The 18,956-nt window shown below is 65.9% G+C and carries 17 protein-coding genes; 9 read left to right on the top strand and 8 right to left on the bottom strand.

Annotated features, from left to right (window positions below):
• The first annotated feature begins 80 nt into the window (after nucleotides 1–80).
• The 3 genes from ACIPK7_RS23760 (at nucleotide 81) to ACIPK7_RS23750 (ending at nucleotide 5,496) form a co-directional block, all read left to right on the top strand.
• Nucleotides 81–3,284 carry an efflux RND transporter permease subunit gene (locus ACIPK7_RS23760; RefSeq protein WP_401090563.1) on the top strand — a complete coding sequence of 1,068 codons (3,204 nt, stop codon included), beginning with the start codon at nucleotides 81–83 and terminating at the stop codon, nucleotides 3,282–3,284.
• 5 nt (nucleotides 3,285–3,289) lie between these two features.
• Entirely contained in the window at nucleotides 3,290–4,717 is a 1,428-nt protein-coding gene (locus ACIPK7_RS23755; RefSeq protein ID WP_401090561.1) for an efflux transporter outer membrane subunit, read from the top strand.
• A gap of 578 nt (nucleotides 4,718–5,295) precedes the next feature.
• Nucleotides 5,296–5,496 (top strand): hypothetical protein, encoded by a 201-nt coding sequence (locus ACIPK7_RS23750; RefSeq protein ID WP_192434813.1) that lies wholly within the window; start codon nucleotides 5,296–5,298, stop codon nucleotides 5,494–5,496.
• Between the two features lie 54 nt (nucleotides 5,497–5,550).
• Here the strand turns inward: ACIPK7_RS23750 and ACIPK7_RS23745 are convergent, their stop codons facing one another.
• The 3 genes from ACIPK7_RS23745 to ACIPK7_RS23735 are packed head-to-tail and all read right to left on the bottom strand — an operon-like array spanning nucleotide 5,551 to nucleotide 7,884.
• A complete protein-coding gene (locus ACIPK7_RS23745) occupies nucleotides 5,551–6,759 on the bottom strand; it encodes a CynX/NimT family MFS transporter (protein ID WP_401090592.1) in 1,209 nt (402 codons plus the stop codon).
• An 8-nt stretch (nucleotides 6,760–6,767) separates the two neighbouring features.
• On the bottom strand, nucleotides 6,768–7,223 hold the full coding sequence (locus ACIPK7_RS23740) for a nucleoside deaminase (protein WP_401090559.1): 456 nt from the start codon (nucleotides 7,221–7,223) through the stop codon (nucleotides 6,768–6,770).
• 25 nt (nucleotides 7,224–7,248) lie between these two features.
• A complete protein-coding gene (locus tag ACIPK7_RS23735) occupies nucleotides 7,249–7,884 on the bottom strand; it encodes an ankyrin repeat domain-containing protein (protein WP_192434720.1) in 636 nt (211 codons plus the stop codon).
• Between the two features lie 109 nt (nucleotides 7,885–7,993).
• Between ACIPK7_RS23735 and ACIPK7_RS23730 the strand changes: the two genes are divergently transcribed.
• Nucleotides 7,994–8,860 carry a LysR family transcriptional regulator gene (locus tag ACIPK7_RS23730; RefSeq protein WP_401090557.1) on the top strand — a complete coding sequence of 289 codons (867 nt, stop codon included), beginning with the start codon at nucleotides 7,994–7,996 and terminating at the stop codon, nucleotides 8,858–8,860.
• Here ACIPK7_RS23730 and ACIPK7_RS23725 read toward each other — a convergent pair.
• Nucleotides 8,844–10,907: a putative bifunctional diguanylate cyclase/phosphodiesterase gene (locus ACIPK7_RS23725; RefSeq protein WP_401090555.1), complete on the bottom strand. Its 2,064-nt coding sequence runs from the start codon at nucleotides 10,905–10,907 to the stop codon at nucleotides 8,844–8,846. The genes ACIPK7_RS23730 and ACIPK7_RS23725 overlap by 17 nt on opposite strands.
• Nucleotides 10,908–10,982: 75 nt before the next feature.
• Complete coding sequence (locus ACIPK7_RS23720; protein ID WP_225614967.1) at nucleotides 10,983–12,053, bottom strand: metallophosphoesterase; 1,071 nt, start codon at nucleotides 12,051–12,053, stop codon at nucleotides 10,983–10,985.
• Nucleotides 12,054–12,168: 115 nt separating this feature from the next.
• Between ACIPK7_RS23720 and ACIPK7_RS23715 the strand changes: the two genes are divergently transcribed.
• Both ACIPK7_RS23715 and ACIPK7_RS23710 read left to right on the top strand, forming a co-directional pair.
• Complete coding sequence (locus tag ACIPK7_RS23715) at nucleotides 12,169–13,599, top strand: glycosyltransferase family 39 protein (protein ID WP_192434715.1); 1,431 nt, start codon at nucleotides 12,169–12,171, stop codon at nucleotides 13,597–13,599.
• An 85-nt stretch (nucleotides 13,600–13,684) separates the two neighbouring features.
• A complete protein-coding gene (locus ACIPK7_RS23710) occupies nucleotides 13,685–14,773 on the top strand; it encodes an FUSC family protein (RefSeq protein WP_192434713.1) in 1,089 nt (362 codons plus the stop codon).
• Between the two features lie 31 nt (nucleotides 14,774–14,804).
• On the opposite strand, the gene ACIPK7_RS23705 is transcribed toward ACIPK7_RS23710, so the two are convergent.
• On the bottom strand, nucleotides 14,805–15,563 hold the full coding sequence (locus ACIPK7_RS23705) for a 3-oxoacyl-ACP reductase family protein (protein ID WP_401090553.1): 759 nt from the start codon (nucleotides 15,561–15,563) through the stop codon (nucleotides 14,805–14,807).
• Between the two features lie 123 nt (nucleotides 15,564–15,686).
• Here ACIPK7_RS23705 and ACIPK7_RS23700 point away from each other — a divergent pair, with 123 nt between their 5' ends.
• Together ACIPK7_RS23700 and ACIPK7_RS23695 are read left to right on the top strand one after the other, a co-directional pair.
• Nucleotides 15,687–16,610, top strand: coding sequence for a LysR family transcriptional regulator (locus tag ACIPK7_RS23700; protein ID WP_192434709.1), 924 nt, complete (start codon nucleotides 15,687–15,689; stop codon nucleotides 16,608–16,610).
• Nucleotides 16,611–16,732: 122 nt separating this feature from the next.
• Nucleotides 16,733–16,990 (top strand): hypothetical protein, encoded by a 258-nt coding sequence (locus ACIPK7_RS23695; RefSeq protein WP_192434707.1) that lies wholly within the window; start codon nucleotides 16,733–16,735, stop codon nucleotides 16,988–16,990.
• A gap of 67 nt (nucleotides 16,991–17,057) precedes the next feature.
• On the opposite strand, the gene ACIPK7_RS23690 is transcribed toward ACIPK7_RS23695, so the two are convergent.
• Nucleotides 17,058–17,384 carry an I78 family peptidase inhibitor gene (locus tag ACIPK7_RS23690; protein ID WP_192434705.1) on the bottom strand — a complete coding sequence of 109 codons (327 nt, stop codon included), beginning with the start codon at nucleotides 17,382–17,384 and terminating at the stop codon, nucleotides 17,058–17,060.
• Nucleotides 17,385–17,609: 225 nt separating this feature from the next.
• Between ACIPK7_RS23690 and ACIPK7_RS23685 the strand changes: the two genes are divergently transcribed.
• A complete protein-coding gene (locus ACIPK7_RS23685; RefSeq protein WP_081516786.1) occupies nucleotides 17,610–17,996 on the top strand; it encodes a hypothetical protein in 387 nt (128 codons plus the stop codon).
• 47 nt (nucleotides 17,997–18,043) lie between these two features.
• On the opposite strand, the gene ACIPK7_RS23680 is transcribed toward ACIPK7_RS23685, so the two are convergent.
• Complete coding sequence (locus tag ACIPK7_RS23680; RefSeq protein WP_401090550.1) at nucleotides 18,044–18,916, bottom strand: LysR family transcriptional regulator; 873 nt, start codon at nucleotides 18,914–18,916, stop codon at nucleotides 18,044–18,046.
• Between the last annotated feature and the right edge of the window lie 40 nt (nucleotides 18,917–18,956).

The raw sequence follows: 18,956 nt of genomic DNA, 5'->3' as shown, positions 1-18,956 counted from the left end.
CCAGGTCCTTCTCCCACCAGGGCCTTGGGTGACCTTTGTCCCGGGTTTGGCGAACGATGCGTTCGCGACAGGAACCAGCCATGAACTTTTCGCAATTCTTCATCCAGCGGCCGATCTTCGCCGCCGTGCTCTCGCTGATCATCCTGATCGGCGGGGCCATCTCGCTGTTCCAGCTACCGATCAGCGAATACCCCGAGGTCGTGCCGCCCACCGTGGTGGTGCGCGCCAACTTCCCCGGCGCCAACCCCAAGGTGATCGGTGAGACCGTCGCCGCGCCGCTGGAGCAGGCCATCACCGGCGTCGAGAACATGCTCTACATGTCCTCGCAGTCCACTGCCGACGGCAAGATGACCCTGACCATCACCTTCGCCCTGGGCACCGACCTGGACAATGCGCAGGTGCAGGTGCAGAACCGCGTGACCCGTACGCAGCCCAAGCTGCCCGAGGAAGTCACGCGGATCGGCATCACCGTCGACAAGGCCTCGCCCGACTTGACCATGGTTGTGCACCTGACCTCGCCGGATAACCGCTACGACATGCTCTACCTGTCCAACTACGCCATCCTCAACATCAAGGATGAGCTGGCGCGCCTGGACGGCGTGGGCGACGTGCAGCTGTTCGGCATGGGCGACTATTCCCTGCGCGTCTGGCTGGACCCGAACAAGGTCGCCTCGCGCAACCTGACCGCCACCGATGTGGTCGCCGCGATCCGCGAGCAGAACCGCCAGGTCGCCGCCGGTTCGCTGGGCGCCCCGCCCTCGCCGAGCGACACCAGCTTCCAGCTGTCGATCAACACCCAGGGTCGCCTGGTCACCGAGGAAGAGTTCGAGAACATCATCATCCGCAGCGGCCCGGACGGCGAGATCACCCGCCTGAAGGACATCGCCCGCGTCGAACTCGGCTCCAGCCAGTACGCCCTGCGCTCGCTGCTGGACAACCAGCCGGCGGTCGCCATCCCGATCTTCCAGCGTCCGGGGTCCAACGCCATCGCCATCTCCAACCTGGTGCGCGAGAAGATGGCCGAGCTGAAGAAGGACTTCCCGCAGGGCGTGGACTACTCCATCGTCTATGACCCGACCATCTTCGTGCGCGGCTCCATCGAAGCGGTGGTGCACACCCTGTTCGAAGCCCTGATCCTGGTGGTGCTGGTGGTCGTGCTGTTCCTGCAGACCTGGCGCGCCTCGATCATCCCGCTGGCCGCCGTGCCGGTTTCGCTGATCGGCACCTTCGCGGTGATGCATGCCTTCGGCTTCTCGCTCAACGCGCTGTCGCTGTTCGGCCTGGTACTCGCCATCGGCATCGTGGTGGACGACGCCATCGTGGTGGTGGAGAACGTCGAGCGGAACATCGGGCTGGGCCTGACGCCTATCGAGGCGACCAAGCGCGCCATGAAGGAGGTGACCGGGCCGATCATCGCCACCGCGCTGGTGCTGTGCGCCGTGTTCATTCCCACCGCGTTCATTTCCGGCCTCACCGGGCAGTTCTACCGGCAGTTCGCCTTGACCATCGCGATATCGACGGTGATCTCCGCGTTCAACTCGCTGACCCTGTCGCCGGCGCTGTCCGCCGTGCTGCTCAAGGGCCACCATGAGCCGAAGGACCGCTTCTCGGTGATCCTCGACAAGCTGCTGGGCAGCTGGTTGTTCCGTCCGTTCAACCGCTTCTTCGACCGCGCCAGCCATGGCTACGTCGGCACTGTCACCCGTGTGCTGCGTGGCAGCTCCATCGCGCTGCTGCTGTATGCGGGACTGATCGGCCTGACCTACCTGGGCTTCTCCAGCACCCCGACCGGCTTCGTGCCGCAACAGGACAAGCAGTACCTGGTGGCCTTCGCGCAACTGCCCGACGCCGCCACGCTGGACCGCACCGAAGCGGTGATCAAGCGCATGTCGGACATCGCCGGCAAGCACCCGGGCATCGAGCACACCGTGTCCTTCCCCGGCCTGTCGATCAACGGCTTCACCAACAGCCCCAACAGCGGCATCGTCTTCACCCCGCTCAAGGACTTCAGCGAGCGTAAGGGCCCGGGCATGTCGGCCAACGAGATTGCCGCCGAGCTGAACAAGCAGTTCGCGGATATCCAGGACGCCTACATCGCGATCTTCCCGCCGCCGCCGGTACAGGGGCTGGGCACCATCGGCGGCTTCCGCCTGCAGATCGAGGACCGCGGCAACGCCGGTTACGAGGAGCTCTACGCACAGACCCAGAACATCCTCAACAAGGCCCGTTCGCTGCCGGAGCTGAACCCCATGTCGGTGTTCACCAGCTACCAGGTGAACGTGCCGCAGGTGGATGCCGCCATCGACCGCGAGAAGGCCAAGACCCACGGCGTGGCGATCAGCGACATCTTCGACACTCTGCAGGTCTACCTGGGCTCGCTGTACGCGAACGACTTCAACCGCTTCGGCCGCACCTACCAGGTGAACGTCCAGGGCGAGCAGCAGTTCCGTCTCGAACCCGAGCAGATCGGCCAGCTGAAGGTGCGCAACAACCTGGGTGAAATGGTCCCGCTGGCCACCTTCATCAAGATCAGCGACACCGCCGGCCCCGACCGCGTGATGCACTACAACGGCTTCATCACCGCCGAGATCAACGGCGCCGCCGCACCGGGCTACAGCTCCGGCCAGGCCGAGGCCGCCATCGAGCGCCTGCTCAAGCAGGAGCTGCCCAATGGCATGACCTACGAATGGACCGAGCTGACCTACCAGCAGATCCTCGCCGGCAACTCCGCGATCTACGTGTTCCCGCTCTGCGTGCTGCTCGCCTTCCTGGTGCTGGCCGCGCTGTACGAGAGCTGGGGCCTGCCGCTGGCGGTGATCCTGATCGTGCCGATGACCCTGCTGTCGGCCATCGCCGGCGTGATCCTGTCCGGTGGCGACAACAACATCTTCACCCAGATCGGCCTGATCGTACTGGTGGGCCTGGCGTGCAAGAACGCGATCCTCATCGTCGAGTTCGCCAAGGACAAGCAGGACGAAGGCATGGACCGCCTGAGCGCGGTACTGGAAGCCTGCCGCCTGCGTCTGCGGCCGATCCTGATGACTTCCATAGCCTTCATCATGGGCGTGGTGCCCCTGGTGCTGTCGTCCGGCGCCGGCGCCGAAATGCGCCATGCCATGGGTGTCGCGGTGTTCTCCGGGATGCTCGGCGTGACCTTCTTCGGCCTGTTGCTGACCCCGGTCTTCTATGTGCTGATCCGCCGCTTCATGGAAGCCCGTGAGGCGAAGAAACAGGAACGCGCCGCCCTGAGCCACACGACCAATAACGAGGCCCACCAGGCATGAGCGTCATGACCATCAATGCTGTGAGCAAGAGTGCCGTGAAACTGTTCGTCCCTTCCCTGCTCGCGCTGGCCCTCAGCGCGTGCATGGTCGGCCCCGACTACCAGAAGCCGGACACCGCGCCGGCCCAACTGGACAGCAACGCCCAGGCGCAGAACTACGACCGCACTCGTTTCGAAGACGCCTGGTGGAAGCAGTTCGACGATCCGGTGCTGACCCAACTGGTCGACCAGGCCCTGAAGGAAAACCGCGAGCTGCGCGTGGCCTATGCCCGCGTGCTGGCCTCGCGGGCGATCCGCGACGACGTGGCCAATGACCGCTTCCCCACGGTCACCAGCCGCGCCGAGGGCCAGGTCGGCAAGGGCCAGGTGCCCGGCCAGACCGAGGACCGGGTGAACCAGGAGCGCTACGACCTGGGCCTGGACATGATCTGGGAAGTCGACCTGTTTGGCCGCGTGCGTCGCCAGCTGGAATCCAGCGACGCGCAGAGCGAAGCCATAGTCGCCGACCTGCAGCAGCTGCAGGTCAGCCTGATCGCCGAGCTGGCCGATGCCTATGGACAGCTGCGTGGTGCGCAACTACGCGAGAGCATCGCCAGGAGCAACCTGGACAACCAGCGCGAGTCCCGCGACCTGACCATCCAGCTGCGCGACGCCGGCGTCGGCAGCGAACTGGACGTGCAGCGCGCCGAAGCGCGCCTGGCCTCCACCGAAGCCAGCGTGCCGCAACTGCAGGCCGAGGAAGTGCGCCAACGCAACCGCATCGCCACCCTCCTCGGCCAGCGCCCGGACGCGCTGAGCGTGGACCTGTCGCCGAAGAAGCTGCCGGCCATTGCCAAGGCCCTGCCCATCGGCGATCCGGGCGAGCTGCTGCGCCGCCGGCCGGACGTCGCCTCCGCCGAACGCCGCCTGGCCGCAGCCACCGCGGACGTGGGCGTGGCCACCGCCGACCTGTTCCCGAAAGTCAGCCTCGGCGGCTTCCTCGGCTACACCGCCGGCCGCGGTTCGCAGATCGGCTCGTCTGCCGCCAGCGCCTGGGGCGTGGCCCCAAGCATCACCTGGGCGGCCTTCGACCTGGGCAGCGTGCGGGCCCGCCTGCGCGCCTCCAAGGCCGACGCCGACGGCGCCCTGGCGACCTACGAGCAGCAGGTCCTGCTGGCGCTGGAAGAGTCGTCGAACGCCTTCAGCGACTACGGCAAGCGCCAGCAACGCCTGGTATCGCTGGTGCGCCAGTCCGAAGCCAGCCGCAACGCCGCACAACAGGCCGGCCTGCAATACCGCGAAGGCACCGTGGACTTCCTCAACCTGCTGGACGCCGAACGCGAACAGCTGGCCGCCGAGGACGCCCAGGCCCTGGCGGAAGTCGACGTGTATCGCGGCATCGTGGCGATCTACAAGGCCCTTGGCGGCGGCTGGCAGCCGACGCCGGCAGCCTGATCGATCCTCCCCGGTCGGGAATCTCCCGACCTTCTAACCCTGCGGTCTGACGCTCCGGACCGCGGGGCTTTTTTATGCCTGCGACAAAGCGCTACGGCATCGTCACCACCTTCCTTTTGCACGAAGGCAGGATCATCAGCACACTGGCCCCAGAACCTGTCAGAAACCGGGATATCGATCAGCTTTTTCCGATAGCAATCGAAAATAGGCTGAAGCTGATTTGAATTCAGCATTCACTGACGTCAGAAATCAGGGAAATCCGCTCAGTGCATAACAACAAGGTCGAGAGAAGTCCGCCCACGTCCAACCATACCGAGTTGTGCCAGCTTCTCCTGTGCGTCAGGCGCGGGGACGTCATCCATCCCCAACTCAAGTTACTGCTGGTGCACCTGGGATTTGCCGAACGGCGCGGCCTGCAACTCGCCCTCACGGCCAAGGGCCGGCTCCTGCTGGAGACCTGAACTTGGGCTGAACGCATCGGGCCGCTATGATCCGGACCGGCTTGCCAGGGATCAACGCAGTTCGGTCCTACTCTGGCCTAGACTTTCTATATCGGATCTTTCAGACAAGGACACGCCGTGGACGCCACTGCCCATTTCATCCCGCTGGACCCCACGTCCCTCTTCATCACTCTCGGCATCATCATCTTCGGCATGTTCATGCTGGGCATCGGCTTCACCATCCGCCATCGACCAGTGGGCGTGTTCCTGATGTGGGTCGGCACGCTGAGCATGCTGTCGATCATCGCCTACCGGATCTACATCGCTACATCCGTGTAACGATGCAGGCAAAAAAATGGCGCCCTCGGGGCGCCATTTTCGTTTCATCCAGCCTCAGTGCTGCATCGCCCGCGCATAGCCCTTGGGCGAGAAGCGCAGGGTCACGCCCAGCATCAGCACCACCGACACCGCCAGCAGGACCCAGGAAGCCTGGAAGCTGCCGGTGCTATCGCGCAGCCAGCCGGTGACGTAGGGCACGATCCCGGTGACGATGAAGCCAATGCCCTGCACGAAGGCCGCCAGGCGCCCGGCCGCGCCGGCGTCAGCGAGGTGATCCAAGGTCAAGGTCAAGCTGAGGGCAAAGCAGGCACCCAGGCCGTAGCCGATCATCGCCACCCAGACGCCCGACAGGTGCAGCGGCGCGCAGATCAGCCCGACGAAGCCGGCGAGCTGGATCAGCAGGCACAGGCACAACCAGCCACGGCGATCCAACGAGCGGCGGATCAGCAGCGGGATGGTCAGCGCGGCGATCACCTGGAAGATGGTCATCAGGCCGATCAGCTGGCCGCTGGCCTGAGCCGTCCAGCCAAGCTGGCGGTAATACACCGGCAACCAGGCCACCATGCTGGTGTAGCCGCCGTTGATCAGGCCGAAGTACAGGGCCAGCAGCCAGGCGCGGCGGCTGCCGAAATAGTGTTGCACCTTCTGTTTGGGCGGCGCGGCCACCGGCGTTTCGCGCGGACGGGCGACGGACCACAGCAGCAGCCCGACAACGGCCAGCAGCAGCCAGGCGCCAAGCCCGTCCTGCCAGCGGTGGAAGTGCTCCGACACCACCGGCGCGAGCACCGCCGCACTGCCGCCGCCAGCCATCAACGATGCCGAGTACAGCCCCATGGCGGACGGCACCTTGTGCGGGAACCAGCGCTTGATTACCCCCGGCACGAACGCCTGGATTACCGCCACGCCGCAGCCCGCCAGCACCGCGCTGGCGATCAAAGCGAAGCCGCTGTCCAGCAGCAATCGCCAGAAGCAGGCCGCGCCGATGGCCAGCAGGCCAAGCACCATGCCCCGGCTCTCGCCCAGGCGCGGCCCGACCCACGGTAGGCCCAGGGCGAACAGGCCCATGCACAGCACCGGCAGCACCGTCAGCATCGACAGGCCCTGGAAGCCCAGGCCGGTGGCATCGTGGATATCGGCCAGCAACGGGCCGATGGAGGTGAGGATCGGCCGCAGGTTGATGCCCAGTGCGACGATCACCAGCAGGCCGATCCAGCCGGCGTGGCTGCTCTGCCCCGCCGCTTCACCCTGGGCCGGCAGCGTCATGCCGCGGCTCACGAGCGCTGCTCCTGCCAATGGTTGTAAAGACCCTCTTCACCGCTCGGACGCAGCGCGCGCAGCGGGACCGACTGCCACTGCGGCGGCTGGGTCATCTGCTGGTACACCGCGGCAGTCGACAGCCCGAAGGGCTCGCCATCGTCGTTGGAATAGGCGAAGTACGCGCCCTCCACCCCGCACAGGTGCATGGCCGCCAGGCACATCGGGCACGGGTGGCCGCTGGCGTAGATCACACAGCCGTCCAGCCGCGACGTGCCCAGCACCGCAGAGGCACGGCGGATTGCCAGCAGTTCGGCGTGAGCGGTGGGAACGAAATCCACGTGAATGGAATTGGCGGCACGGGCGATCACCCGGCCGTCCTTGACCAGCAAGGCGCCGAACGGGCGGCCGCCGGCCTCGATATTGTCGCGGGCCAGTTGCAAGGCCTCGCGCATGAAGACTTCGTGTGACATGGCAGTTTCCAGCGAATCGGTTCGATCAATGCGCGCCGGCTACTTCCAGCATCCTGGCGATGGTGGTCTGGTTGCGCTGGCGGGCGTGTTGCAGCGGCGTGACGCCGTCGTTGTCGGCCAGGTTCAGGTTCGCCCCGGCTTCTATGAGTTGTTTCACGATGGCCTGGTGACGCGGGCCGCCGTCGCTGAGCAGGATGGCTTCGAGCAGCCCGGTCCAACCCAGCTTGTTGACGTGATCGGGATCGACGCCGGCCTTGAGCAGGGCCGCCACCACCTCCACATGGCCGCGCTCGCAGGCCGGGATCAGCGCCGTGCCGCCGTAGCGGTTGGTGCTGCGCAGTTCGGCGCCATGGGCCAGGGTCAGCTGGAGGATGTCCAGGTGCCCCAACGCGCCGGCCAGCAGGTAGGCGCTGTCATGGATGCGGTTCTGCCGGTTGACGTCGGCGCCAGCGGCAATCAGCAGCCGCGCGACTTCCACGCGGTTGCGCACAGTGGCCAGCAGCAGCGGCGTATTGCCCTGCCCGTCGATCACATCCGCCGGTACGCCGCGTTTGAGCAGGGCCGCCACCTCGGCTTCGCGCCCATCGCTGGCCGCGCTCAGCAGCGCGTCTGCGGCGGCGCGGCTGTGCACGTCCTCGGTCTGAACAGTCGGCATATCCATGGGCGCTCCCCCGTGATGGCTGTCGTGCCTCTAATCAATGCAGCCAGTATGACGAAGGGATGTTCTATGCTGAAATTAAATAGAAACATGACTTTAAGTGGGAATCTCAATGCTTGACCCCAACCTGCTGCGCAGCTTCGTGATGGTGGTGGACGCCGGCAACTTCACCCGAGCCGCTGAGTTGCTGCACCTCACCCAGTCCACCGTCAGCCAACAGATCCTGCGTCTGGAGCAAAGCCTGGACTGCCGGCTGCTGGACCGCAGCCAGCGCCAGGTTTTACCCACCGAACAGGGCGAGCGGCTGCTGGGCTACGCGCGGCGCATCCTCGAGCTCGGCTCGGAGGCGCGCGAGGCGCTGAGCAGCGAGCACAGCGAAGGCGTGCTGCGCCTGGGGATGCCGGAGGACTTCGCCGGCGAACGGATGATGCCGCTGCTGGCGGCCTTTAGCGCGGAACGCCCGAGGCTACGCCTGGAAGTCTCCAGCGGCCTGAGCCAGGAGCTGCTGCGCCAGTACCGCAGCGGCGAGCTGGACCTGGCGCTGGTCAAGCAATGGGGCGCGGACAGCGACTGCCTCGCTCACTGGCCCGAACCGCTGGCCTGGCAGGACAGCGCCGCCACACCCGCTGCCGGCCGTGACCCGCTTCCGCTGGTGGTCTTCCCGCTGGGAGCGCTGTATCGCCAGGAGATGATCCACGCCCTGGAAGCCAGCGGCCGGCGCTGGCGCATCAGCTACAGCAGCGCGAGCCTGGCAAGTCTTTCAGCGGCTGTTGCCGCAGGCATGGGCGTCAGCCTTCTGCCCCTGCGCGGCCGCCAAGAAGGCCACCGGGTGCTGACCGCCGAGGAAGGTTTCGCGCCCATCGAGGGACTGGAGCTTGCGCTCTATGCACGCCCTGAACTGGGCAGCGCGGGGCGCAGCCTCTGCGAGCAGCTGCGCGCTCTGTGTGCGCAGCTGGCGACACCTACGCCGGAGCGTTGAGGCGTTCGAGGAACTGTTCAGCCGGCACCGGCTTGCCGAGCAGGAAGCCCTGCAGCGAGTCGCAACCCAGGCGGGTGAGAAAGCTCTGCTGGCCGGAAGTTTCCACCCCTTCGGCAACGATTCGCAGGTCCAGCGCCTGGCCCAGGGCGACGATCGCCGAGACGATGGCGGCGTCGTCGCTGTCCTGCTCCAGGTCGCGGACGAAGCCGCGGTCGATCTTCAGCTCGTTGGCCGGCAGGCGCTTGAGGTACAGCAGGCTGGAGTAACCGGTGCCGAAGTCATCGATGGACAGATCCACGCCCATCTCCGACAGCTTGCCGAGTATCTCCAGGCTGGAATCGGCGTCGCGCATGGCGGTGGTCTCGGTGATCTCCAGCGTCAGGCAGCGCGCCGGCAACTGGTGGCGCTGCAACGCGTCAGCCACCGACTGCACCAGAGCCGCATGGCAGAACTGCAGCGCCGAGAGGTTCACTGCCACACGCCAGTTTTCATGGCCCTGCAGGTACCACTCGCGCATCTGCCGGCAGGCCTCGTCCAGCACCCAGTCGCCGATGGGGATGATCAGCCCGGTGCGCTCGGCCAGGGCGATGAAGGTGTCGGGCATCAGCAGGCCACGCTGCGGATGCTGCCAGCGCAGCAGCGCCTCAGCGCCAATGGGCTCACCGCTGGCGGCGAACTTGGGCTGGTAATGCAGGATGAACTCGCGGCGTTCCAGGGCTGCGCGCAGGTCGTGCAGCAACTGCAGATGATTGCGCGCGTTGGTGTTCATCGACTGCTCGAAGAAGCTGTAGCCGTTCTTGCCATTGCCCTTGGCGTGATACATCGCCGCGTCGGCATTGCGCAGCAGTTCGTGCTGGCTGGCGCCGTCGCCGGGGTAGACGACGATTCCGATGCTGACGGCGATGCGCAATTCCTGCCCGGCGATCTGGAACGGCTGGGCCAGCAGGCTGATCTGCTGCCCGGCGACGGTCACCGCGTCCTCGGCTTCGGCCAGTTCGGCGAGTACCACGAACTCGTCGCCGCCGATGCGTGCCACGGTGTCTTCGCTGCGCAGGCTGTCGCGCAGGCGCTGGGCCACGGCCATGAGCAGCAGGTCGCCGACATGGTGGCCGAAGGCGTCGTTGACCGGTTTGAAGCCGTCGAGGTCGAGAAACATCAGCGCGAAGTGCCCGCCGCCGCGCTGCACTTTGCCGATCATCTGCTCGATGCGGTCCTCCAGCAGGATGCGGTTGGGTAGGCGCGTGAGATTGTCGTGCAGGGCGAGTTGGGTCAGTTCCTGGTTGGCCAGGGCCAGCGACGAGGTGAGCTGCGCGGTGCGCGACTCCATGCGGGCATCCAGCACCGAGGTGAGCAGTGCGATGCCGATCACCGCCAGGGTGACGATGATGATCAGCAGCGCCAGCCAGTCACTGTTCAGCCCGCTGGGGGAGGCACCACAGAAGCTGCTCTCAGGGAAACGCGCGGCCGCCATGCCAGTGTAGTGCATGCCGACTATGGCCACGCCCATCACCAGCGCCGCGCCGGCGCGGACCAGGCGCACGTAGGGCGTGTTCTGTCGCAGCTTGAAGGCGATCCACAGCGCTGCGCCGGAAGCCGCCACGGCGATCAGCAGGGACAGGCCGAACAGCGTCGGATCGTAGTCGATGCCCGGCTGCATCAGCATCGCGTACATGCCCAGGTAGTGCATACAGCTGATTCCGGCGCCCATGGCCAGCGCACCGCAGGCCAATTGCCAGAGCGGCAGGCGATCCTGGCTGACCAGCGCCAGGGCGAAGCCCGAGCTGAGCACGGCGATGGCTAGCGACAGCAGCGTCAGGGTGAGGTCGTAGCCCAGCGCGATGGGCAGGCTGAAGGCGAGCATGCCGATGAAGTGCATCGACCAAACGCCGATGCCCATGGCCACCCCGCCGCCGCCGATCCACAGCAGCACCGGCCAGCCGCGGGTGGTCGCGATGCGTCCGGCCAGGTCCAGGGCCGTGTAGGACGCCAGCATGGCGACGCACAGCGAAATCAGGACAAGGGCGGGATCGTAACTGCCGACAAGCATGGGGGCTCTCTGATGGACTCGCGCGGTCCCTGCGCGCAAAAGTCCGGGATTCTAGCGAAAACCCCTACCCCGCAACTACTGGCCAGTGGCCCTGTTCGTCGCCAAACTCTCTCCGCCGTTCTGTTTCAGGCAGCCCTGGGCCATCCAGGGGCAGCTCCGCGCCCAGAGAAAACTCTGCTCACGCGTTCCCTCCGGATCGTAATAGCTCAGCTGCAACCGTTCGGCGCTGAAGGCCAGACGCGTGAAACCGTGTTGCTCGACGGCGAACAGGGTGCCATCGGCCGATTCGGCCGGCCTGAGCCCGTCGAGGGTCTGGCCGCCGCCACCGGACACCAGCCACGCCGGTTCGCCAGGGCGAACCAGTACCTCCTGGTTGTGCTCGTGGCCGGACAGATAGAGGTCCACGCCACTGCGCTGCATGGCTGGCAGCAATTCCCGGAGCCGCTTGGCGTCTTCGCCGTGCTTGCCGCCACTGCTGCGTAGCGCGTGGTGCGCAACCACCATTTTCCAGATCGGCGCGGGGCCGGCGGCGAAGGCTGTCTGCAGGAAATCCGCCTGGCCCTGGCGGCCGGCGGTATCGGCATTGGTATCCAGGAATACCACGCGCAGCAACGGGCGCCCCTCCACTTCGCCAAAGTCGCGAGTATAGAAAGGCGCCGGCATCTGCCAGCGTCCCGAACCCATGTGCTGGCGGGCATAATCCAGTTCGACGACAGATGAGTCCGGGTAATCGTGATTGCCCAGCACCGCATAGAACGGCACGTGACTGAGCCAGTGTCCGTGATAGACACGTTCGAACTTGAGCTGCCAGGCCGGGTCGTTGACTCCGCTCAGGGCCTTACCGTAGAAGTTGTCGCCCAGCAGCAGGACCATGTTCACCCCGCCCTCGCTTTCGGCAACCTGCTCCATGCCCTCGGCCACGCGCCATTGCTGCAGGTCGCCGCTGCCCTGGTCGCCCAACGCCAGCAGGGTAATTTGCGCGGGGTTCTGGCCCGACAAGGGGGTATACGGCGAAGGCGGAACCAGCACCATGAATCCGGCCAGACAGCCGACCACCAGGATCAGCACGACCAGCGCCAACAGCAGGTAACGGCGGCGCAAGCGGCGCGGAGAGGCAGGACGGGACGCAGGCAGGCGAGCGGACATGGCAACCCCCAGGGGAATACCGGGCGAGGGATGCAGTGAAGCACCGCAAAGGTTAATTCCGCGTTAACGAAATGTCGCCTATACATGCAGGCAACAAGCCTCCCCTGGACCTGCAATGCTCCGACCACGCCACCACTTTCTCCTCCTGTTCGTGCTGGGCGGCCTGCTGTTCTTCTTCGCGCTGGGCAATCATCAGTTGCAGGGTTCCACCGAGCCCAGGGTGGCGGGCATCGCGATGGAGATGCAGTTGGACGGCGACTGGGTAACGCCGTGTCTGAACGCTGTGCCATTTCTCGAGAAACCGCCGCTGAGCCTGTGGCTCGACGTCGTCGCTATCCGCCTGTTCGGCCCCACCACTTTTGCCGTCAGGCTGGCGTCGGCGTTCGCCGGGCTGTTCAGCGTGCTGCTGCTCTACAGCGCGCTCCGACGCATTGGCCGACCGGCGACTCTGGCGCTGCTTGCCGCACTCATGCTGATGACCCTGGCAAGCTTCTGGGCCAACGCCCGGCAGGTGGGCGAAGACGCACTGCTCACGTTGGGCGTGACCCTGGCACTGCTGTCCTTCCTGAAGACCTGGCTCTGGCCGCCGGGGCGCACGCAGGACTGGCTGGCGTTCGCCCTGGGGATTGTCATCTCCACCCTGAGCAAGGGTGTGCTGGGGCTGGCGCTGCCGGGGGTGGTGATCTTCGCCTGCCTGCTGTGGGACAGCCTGGCAAGGCGCCGGCTGGAAGTGTCCACCTGGCTGCGCCCCCTGCTTTGGACACTGCCGGGTCTGGTGCCGCTGCTGATCTGGCTGTTGTTTCTCTACCGCAACGGTGGCAGCGCGGCCCTGCAGGAAATCCTCTGGACCAACAGCGTCGGGCGCTTCAGCGGCTCGTTCAGCGAAGCGGGGCACTTCGAACCCTTCTACTACTACCTGGTGCGCCTGCCCCAGGCCTTCCTGCCGTGGAACATCCTGCTCTACCTCGGGCTCTGGCATTTCCGCAAGCGCCTGGCGAAGGACCGTTACCTGCTGTTTTTCATCCTGTGGCTGGCGGCGCAGTTCGTCCTGCTCACCCTCGCTTCCAGCAAGCGCATGGTCTACCTGATGGCGCTGGCTCCGGCAGCAGCGGTGATCGCCGCGGAATACGGCCACGCCCTGCTGACGCGCTGGCATTTCCGGGCCTCGCAATGGATGCGCCGCGCCGCGGTGTTACTGGTCCTACTGATACCCGCCTGCTACCTGGGTTATGCGATATGGATCGAACCCCGCGCCGACCAGCACGAATCCTTCCTGCCGCTAACCGAGCGGATTCGCCAGCACCAGATGGCCGGGCGCCAGGTGGCGCTGTTCCAGCCCAGCGAGCGCCTCGCCGGCGCCAGCGTGTTCTATAGCCGCAGCCTGCTCCCCGCGCTGCAGACCCACGAGGAGCTGATGAACTTCCTCGGCCAGCCAGACGAACACATCGCCCTGCTGGAAAGCAAGACCGTGCCGCTGGCGCCGCTGAGCGTGCTGCAGCACTTCCGCGTCGGCGAGCGCGACTACTACTTCGTCGGCCGGCAATAACCAGGAGATTGACTCAAGGCCGCCCCTGCCGGCTGGGAGCGGCTAACCTTGCTGCATCGCCGCACCCGCACAGGAGCCGCTTCCCTTGGCGAAGCAACCCTCGATCCTCACCCTGCCGTTCCGTCGCCTGGCCAATCCCTACACACGCTATCGCTATGCCGCCTGGATTCACTGCGTGCGCGTCGGCCTCGCGCTGCTCGCCTCGATGCTGCTGACCAGCGCTCTGAAATTACCCCACGGTCTCTGGGCTTCGGTGACGGTGCTGGTGGTGATGGGCGGGCTGGTGCACCAAGGGACGATTCGCGGCAAATCCTACGAGCGCGTGATGGGCACCCTGGTCGGCGCGGCGCTGGGCTTGTGCGTGATCGCGATCTACGACCAGACCCGTTCGCTCACCCTCACCTACCTGACCATGTCGGTGCTGGGTGCGGCCTCGGCCTTCTATGCGATCCGCAGGCCCGGCTACGTCGCGCTGCTGGCGGGTATAACCATGTGCATCGTCGCCGGCCCCGGTGAAACGGGTTTCACCGAAGGGCTGTGGCGCTCGGCCAACGTGCTGATCGGCGTCGCGGTGGCGCTGTTGTTCTCGCAGATCTACCCGCTGCGGGCGGTCTACGTCTGGCGCTACCTGCTCTCGGACAACCTGCGGGCCTGCGCGCGGATGTACGGACAGCTGTCGTCCAACCACGACTTCACGCCTGAGCATTTCGCCCGCCAACTGGAGGAACTGGACCACCGCCTGGTGGCATCCCGCGCTCATCTGGGGCCGGTATCGAAGGAGACTGCGATGCCGCTACGCGAGCTGGAGATTCTCCAGCGCATCCACCGCGCAATCATGGGCACCCTGGAATCGCTGATCGCCTCGCGGCAGTTCGCCGCCGAGGCCGGGGAGATAGAACCGGTGCCGGCCAGCCTCGACTCGCACCGGCAGATCATCGGCCGCCTGCTGCTGCAATCGGCCCACGCCCTGAAGTTCAGTCGCACCAGTAAGCTGGTACAGGCCTGCCAGGGCCTGGACAACCTGCCGGTACGGCCGCACAACCTCACCGACTCCTTCGAGAAGCAGGGTTTCTACTGGCTCACCCTGCGTCTGTATGAACAAGTGGAGATGCTCTCGGAAAAACTCGCCGCCACCTCCGAGCACTGGAACATCCAGAGCCGCGACCGGGCCTGAGCCCGGCCGCGCCGTTTTTACCAAGAGTCGATCAGGCCCCGAAGCCGCCGTCGATGGTCAGGCTGGCACCGGTGATGTAACCGGCCTCCGGACCCGCGAGGTAGGCGACGAAGGCGGCGATTTCTTCCGCCCGGCCATAACGACCCACCGCCATCAGGTCCATCAGGGAGGCCGCGAAGTCGCTGTCGGCCGGGTTCATGTCGGTGTCTACCGGGCCGGGCTGCACGTTGTTCACGGTGATGCCGCGCGGGCCGAGGTCACGGGCCAGCCCCTTGGTCAGGCCGACGATGGCCGACTTGCTCATGGCGTAGACGGCGCCGCCACCGAAGGGCATGCGGTCAGCGTTGGTGCTGCCGATGGTGATGATGCGTCCGCCCTGCCCCATGTGCCGCGCGGCGGCCTGGGTGGCGACGAAGACGCTGCGCACGTTCACCGCCAGGGTGCGGTCGAGGTCTTCCAGGCTGAATTCTTCCACCGGGGCGATGGCCAGCACGCCGGCGTTGTTCACCAGGATGTCGATGCCGCCCAGGCGCTGAGCCGCGGTGTCGATGGCCTGCTGCACCGAAGCTGCATCGCCGCTGTCGGCCTTCAGGGCCAGGGCGCGGCCGCCAGCGGCCTCAATGCTGGCGGCGAGGTCTTCGGCCTTCTGCGCCGAACTGACGTAGGTGAAGGCCACGGCAGCGCCTTCGCGGGCCAGGCGCTGCACGATGGCGGCGCCGATGCCGCGGGAGCCGCCCTGTACGAAAGCGACTTTGCCGGCGAGGGATTGAGTGGTTTGCGTGGTGGTCATTTGATGTCTCCAGGAATCTAGTGGGGGAGTAAGTTCGACGGGGCCAGTTTCCCTCTCGGACTCGTCACTCGGTAGCCAGTAATCGCTATATTCAGTCGATACCAAACGTCCGGAATACCACCCATGGAAAGCCTGATCAGTATCGAATGCTTCGTCCGCAGCGCCGAGGCCGGCAGCTTTGCCGCCGCGGCGCGGCGCCTGGGCCTGACCCCGGCGGCCGTGAGCAAGAACGTGGCGCGGCTGGAGAACAACCTGGGCGTGCGGCTGTTCCAGCGTAGTACCCGCAGCCTGACCCTGACCGAATCCGGCGAGCGATTTCTCGTCGAGGCCAGCGGCGGCCTGGCCAGCCTGCAGAGCGCCATCGCCAACCTGGCGAGCGCCGACGGCCAGCCCAGCGGCATGCTGAAGGTCAGCATGGGGCTGGTGTTCGGCCGCGACTACATCCTGCCGCTGCTGGGAGAATTCCTCGGGCGCTACCCGGCAATTCGCCCGGATTGGCACTTCGACAATCGCCAGGTCGACCTCATCGCCGAAGGCTTCGACGCGGCCATCGGTGGCGGCTTCGAGCTGCCGCCCGGCGTCGTGGCGCGCAAGCTGAGCCCCGCGCACCTGGTGCTGCTGGCCTCGCCGGCCTACCTCGACGGCCGTCCGGCAATCCGTTATCCGTCGGACCTGCCCAGCCACGATGGCATCCGCATCCGCTCGCCGCAGACTGGCCGCGTGCGCCCCTGGCCATTGACCAATCGCCAGCAGGCCCAGGCGCCGATCGCGCTGAAGGAGCGCATGACCTTCAGTGACCCGGAAGCCGCGTGCGTCGCCGCCCTCATGGATCTGGGCGTGACCCTGGTGAGCATGCAGCACGCCGTGCCCTACCTGGACAGCGGGCGCCTGGTGCGCGTGTTGCCGGAGTGGTACGTGAACGCCGGCAACACCGCGCTCTACTACGCCGCGCAGAAACTACTGCCGGCAAAGACGCGGGTATTCGTCGATTACGTCATCGAGCACTTCCGCAACCAAGGCCTGGAGCAGCGCTTCAGTGCGCTATGAAGCGCTACGACCTCAACCCTTGTTGCGGAAATTGAAATGAATCTTGCAGGTCGCCAGCAGGTCGACACTTAGCAAGCTACGCAGCCGCGAGACTTGCGCATCGAAAATCGAGGAGAACCTGGATGAAAAAGTATGCCCTGCTCCTGGCCATGGTGTTTTCCGTACCCGCCTTCGCTGATAGCGCACTGTGCGACGGCAACCTGCAGCAGATCACCGACTTCCTCAAGACCGCCAATCCCAACGCCACCGGCGTGAAGGTCAATGTGGTTCACGAGTATGTCGCCAAGGCCGAGGCGGCGAAGAAGGCCGGCGATTACAAGGAGTGCGTCAACCAGTCGAGCCAGGCGCTGCGCGTAATCAAGAAGCCCGCCAATCGCTGATCCACACTGGAAACGAAAAAGCCCCGCCTAGGCGGGGCTTTTTCATGGGCGCTGGCTGGCGGAGGGCTCAGCCGCAGGAGACCTGCTTCACCACCTGGTTATCATCGACATCGATGTTCAGGCGCTGCGAGTTGTACTCCATGGTCACCGGCTGGTGTGGGGTGAGCACGCGGGCAACGCTGGCGCCGGCGTCGCGGCGAGCTTCCTCGGTCAGGGTCGGATTGACGACCTTGCCGATGATCGACTGCACCGCCTTGGCGTGACAGGTGCCGGTCATGGCCGACGAGTCGTCCGCGGCCGGCTGGGCGGCGTCGGACGAGGAATCCTTGGAACTGCAACCGGCAAGGGCGGCGACAGCGAGAAGCGACAGGAAAGTCACTCGATTGAAGGGCATGGAAAGTCTCCCTGATTCTTCATGGAAAAAATGCGAAAGGCGCCACCTTACCAGCCCGAAGGCTGCGGCAGCAGATGGATGTATTGCAGGCTGATACACCCGATGCCCGTGGCAGAGCCGTACGGCGCCATTTACACAACCTTTACACCGGCGGCGTTACGATTCTTTCGAGGCCGATGTCTCATAGATACCTGGTTTCTCGCCGGGTTCCTCAGGAGGTGCATCATGCTTCACCGTCTCCCCCAGATCGCCCTGCTCTGCGCCGGCCTTGCCCTCGCCGGCCAGGCCGCGGCCAACAGCAACACCGATGCCGCCGCGATCGGCGCGGTGGTCGGCGCCGTTGTCGGGGGTGCAGTGGTCGCCGGCTCGCAACCCGCGCCGGCGCCTTATTACGCTCCGCCGCCACCGGTCGCCTATTACCCGCCGCCACCGGTGTACTACCAGCCGGCGCCGGTCTACCAGCCCGTGTATCAACCGGTGTATCAGCCAGTCTACCGACCGGTCGTGGTGGTGCCCGGCCCGCGCTACTACGGCCCGCCCCGCTATTATGGTCCGCCGCGCTATTACGGCCCCGGCTACTACGGCCCGCCGGGGCACTACCGTCACTGGTAAGTACTGCTACAGACCAAAGACCCCGCCTCGTAGCGGGGTCTTTTCGTTCAGGCCGGCAAGCGAATACTCCCAGCCAGTTCCTCGAACAGCGTCACCACCGCCCGCAACGCCCGGCAGTCCGGCCGGGTCAGCAACCAGAGATGGATGCTGCAGCCGGGCAGCTCCGGCTCCAGCACCTGCAACCTGTCGTCCGGGCGCAGCAGGAACGCCGGCAGCGCCGCCAGCCCCAGGCCCGCTCGGCACAGATCGAGGACCGACAGCATGCTGTTGCAGCGATACGCCGGCAGTACCGTCGGGAACACCTGGCGGCGCCAGGCAACGCTGGAGTGGTCGGGCAGAAAGTCATCCGGTGCGATCCAGCTCATATCCTGCCAGGGACGGTCGCCCTGCTCGGCCAGGTAATCGCGGTGGGCACAGAGGACGTAGTGCACCTCTCCCAGCTTGCGTCCCACAAGATGCTCCGGCGGCGCGTTGGTCAGGCGCAAGGCAATGTCGGCGTCGCGGCGGCTGAGGTTGGCGAAGGCGTTGGAGGTGGTCAGCTCCAGGTTCAACGCCGGGTAGCGCTTCATGAAGCGCGCCAGGGCTGGGAGCAGCAACCCCTGCAGCACGGTATCGGAACAGGTCAGGCGCACGGTGCCGCTGAGCACATCGTGGCCCTGCTCCAAGCCAAGGCGCGCCGCCTCAAGCGCCTGTTCGGCCAGTTCCGCCTGAGTCGCCAGTTGCTGCGCGGTGGCGGTGGCCAGGTAGCCATTGCGGCCCTTCTCGAACAGCGCGGTGCCCAATGCCTTTTCCAGCCGGCGCACAGCGCGGAAAACGGTGGAGACGTCTACCTCGAGCAATTCCGAGGCGCGCGCAAGGCTGCCCCCACGCACCAGCGCCAGCACCAGAGCGAGATCGGCGTATTCCAGACGGTATTGCATCGACGCACTCCAAGGTTGCGCAACCGCCCATTTTCGATTG

This window comes from Pseudomonas sp. NPDC086581, assembly GCF_044746165.1.
Lineage (GTDB): Bacteria > Pseudomonadota > Gammaproteobacteria > Pseudomonadales > Pseudomonadaceae > Pseudomonas.
The sequence above is the reverse complement of the archived record's forward strand: the minus strand, read 5'-3'. Positions and strand labels throughout refer to the sequence as shown.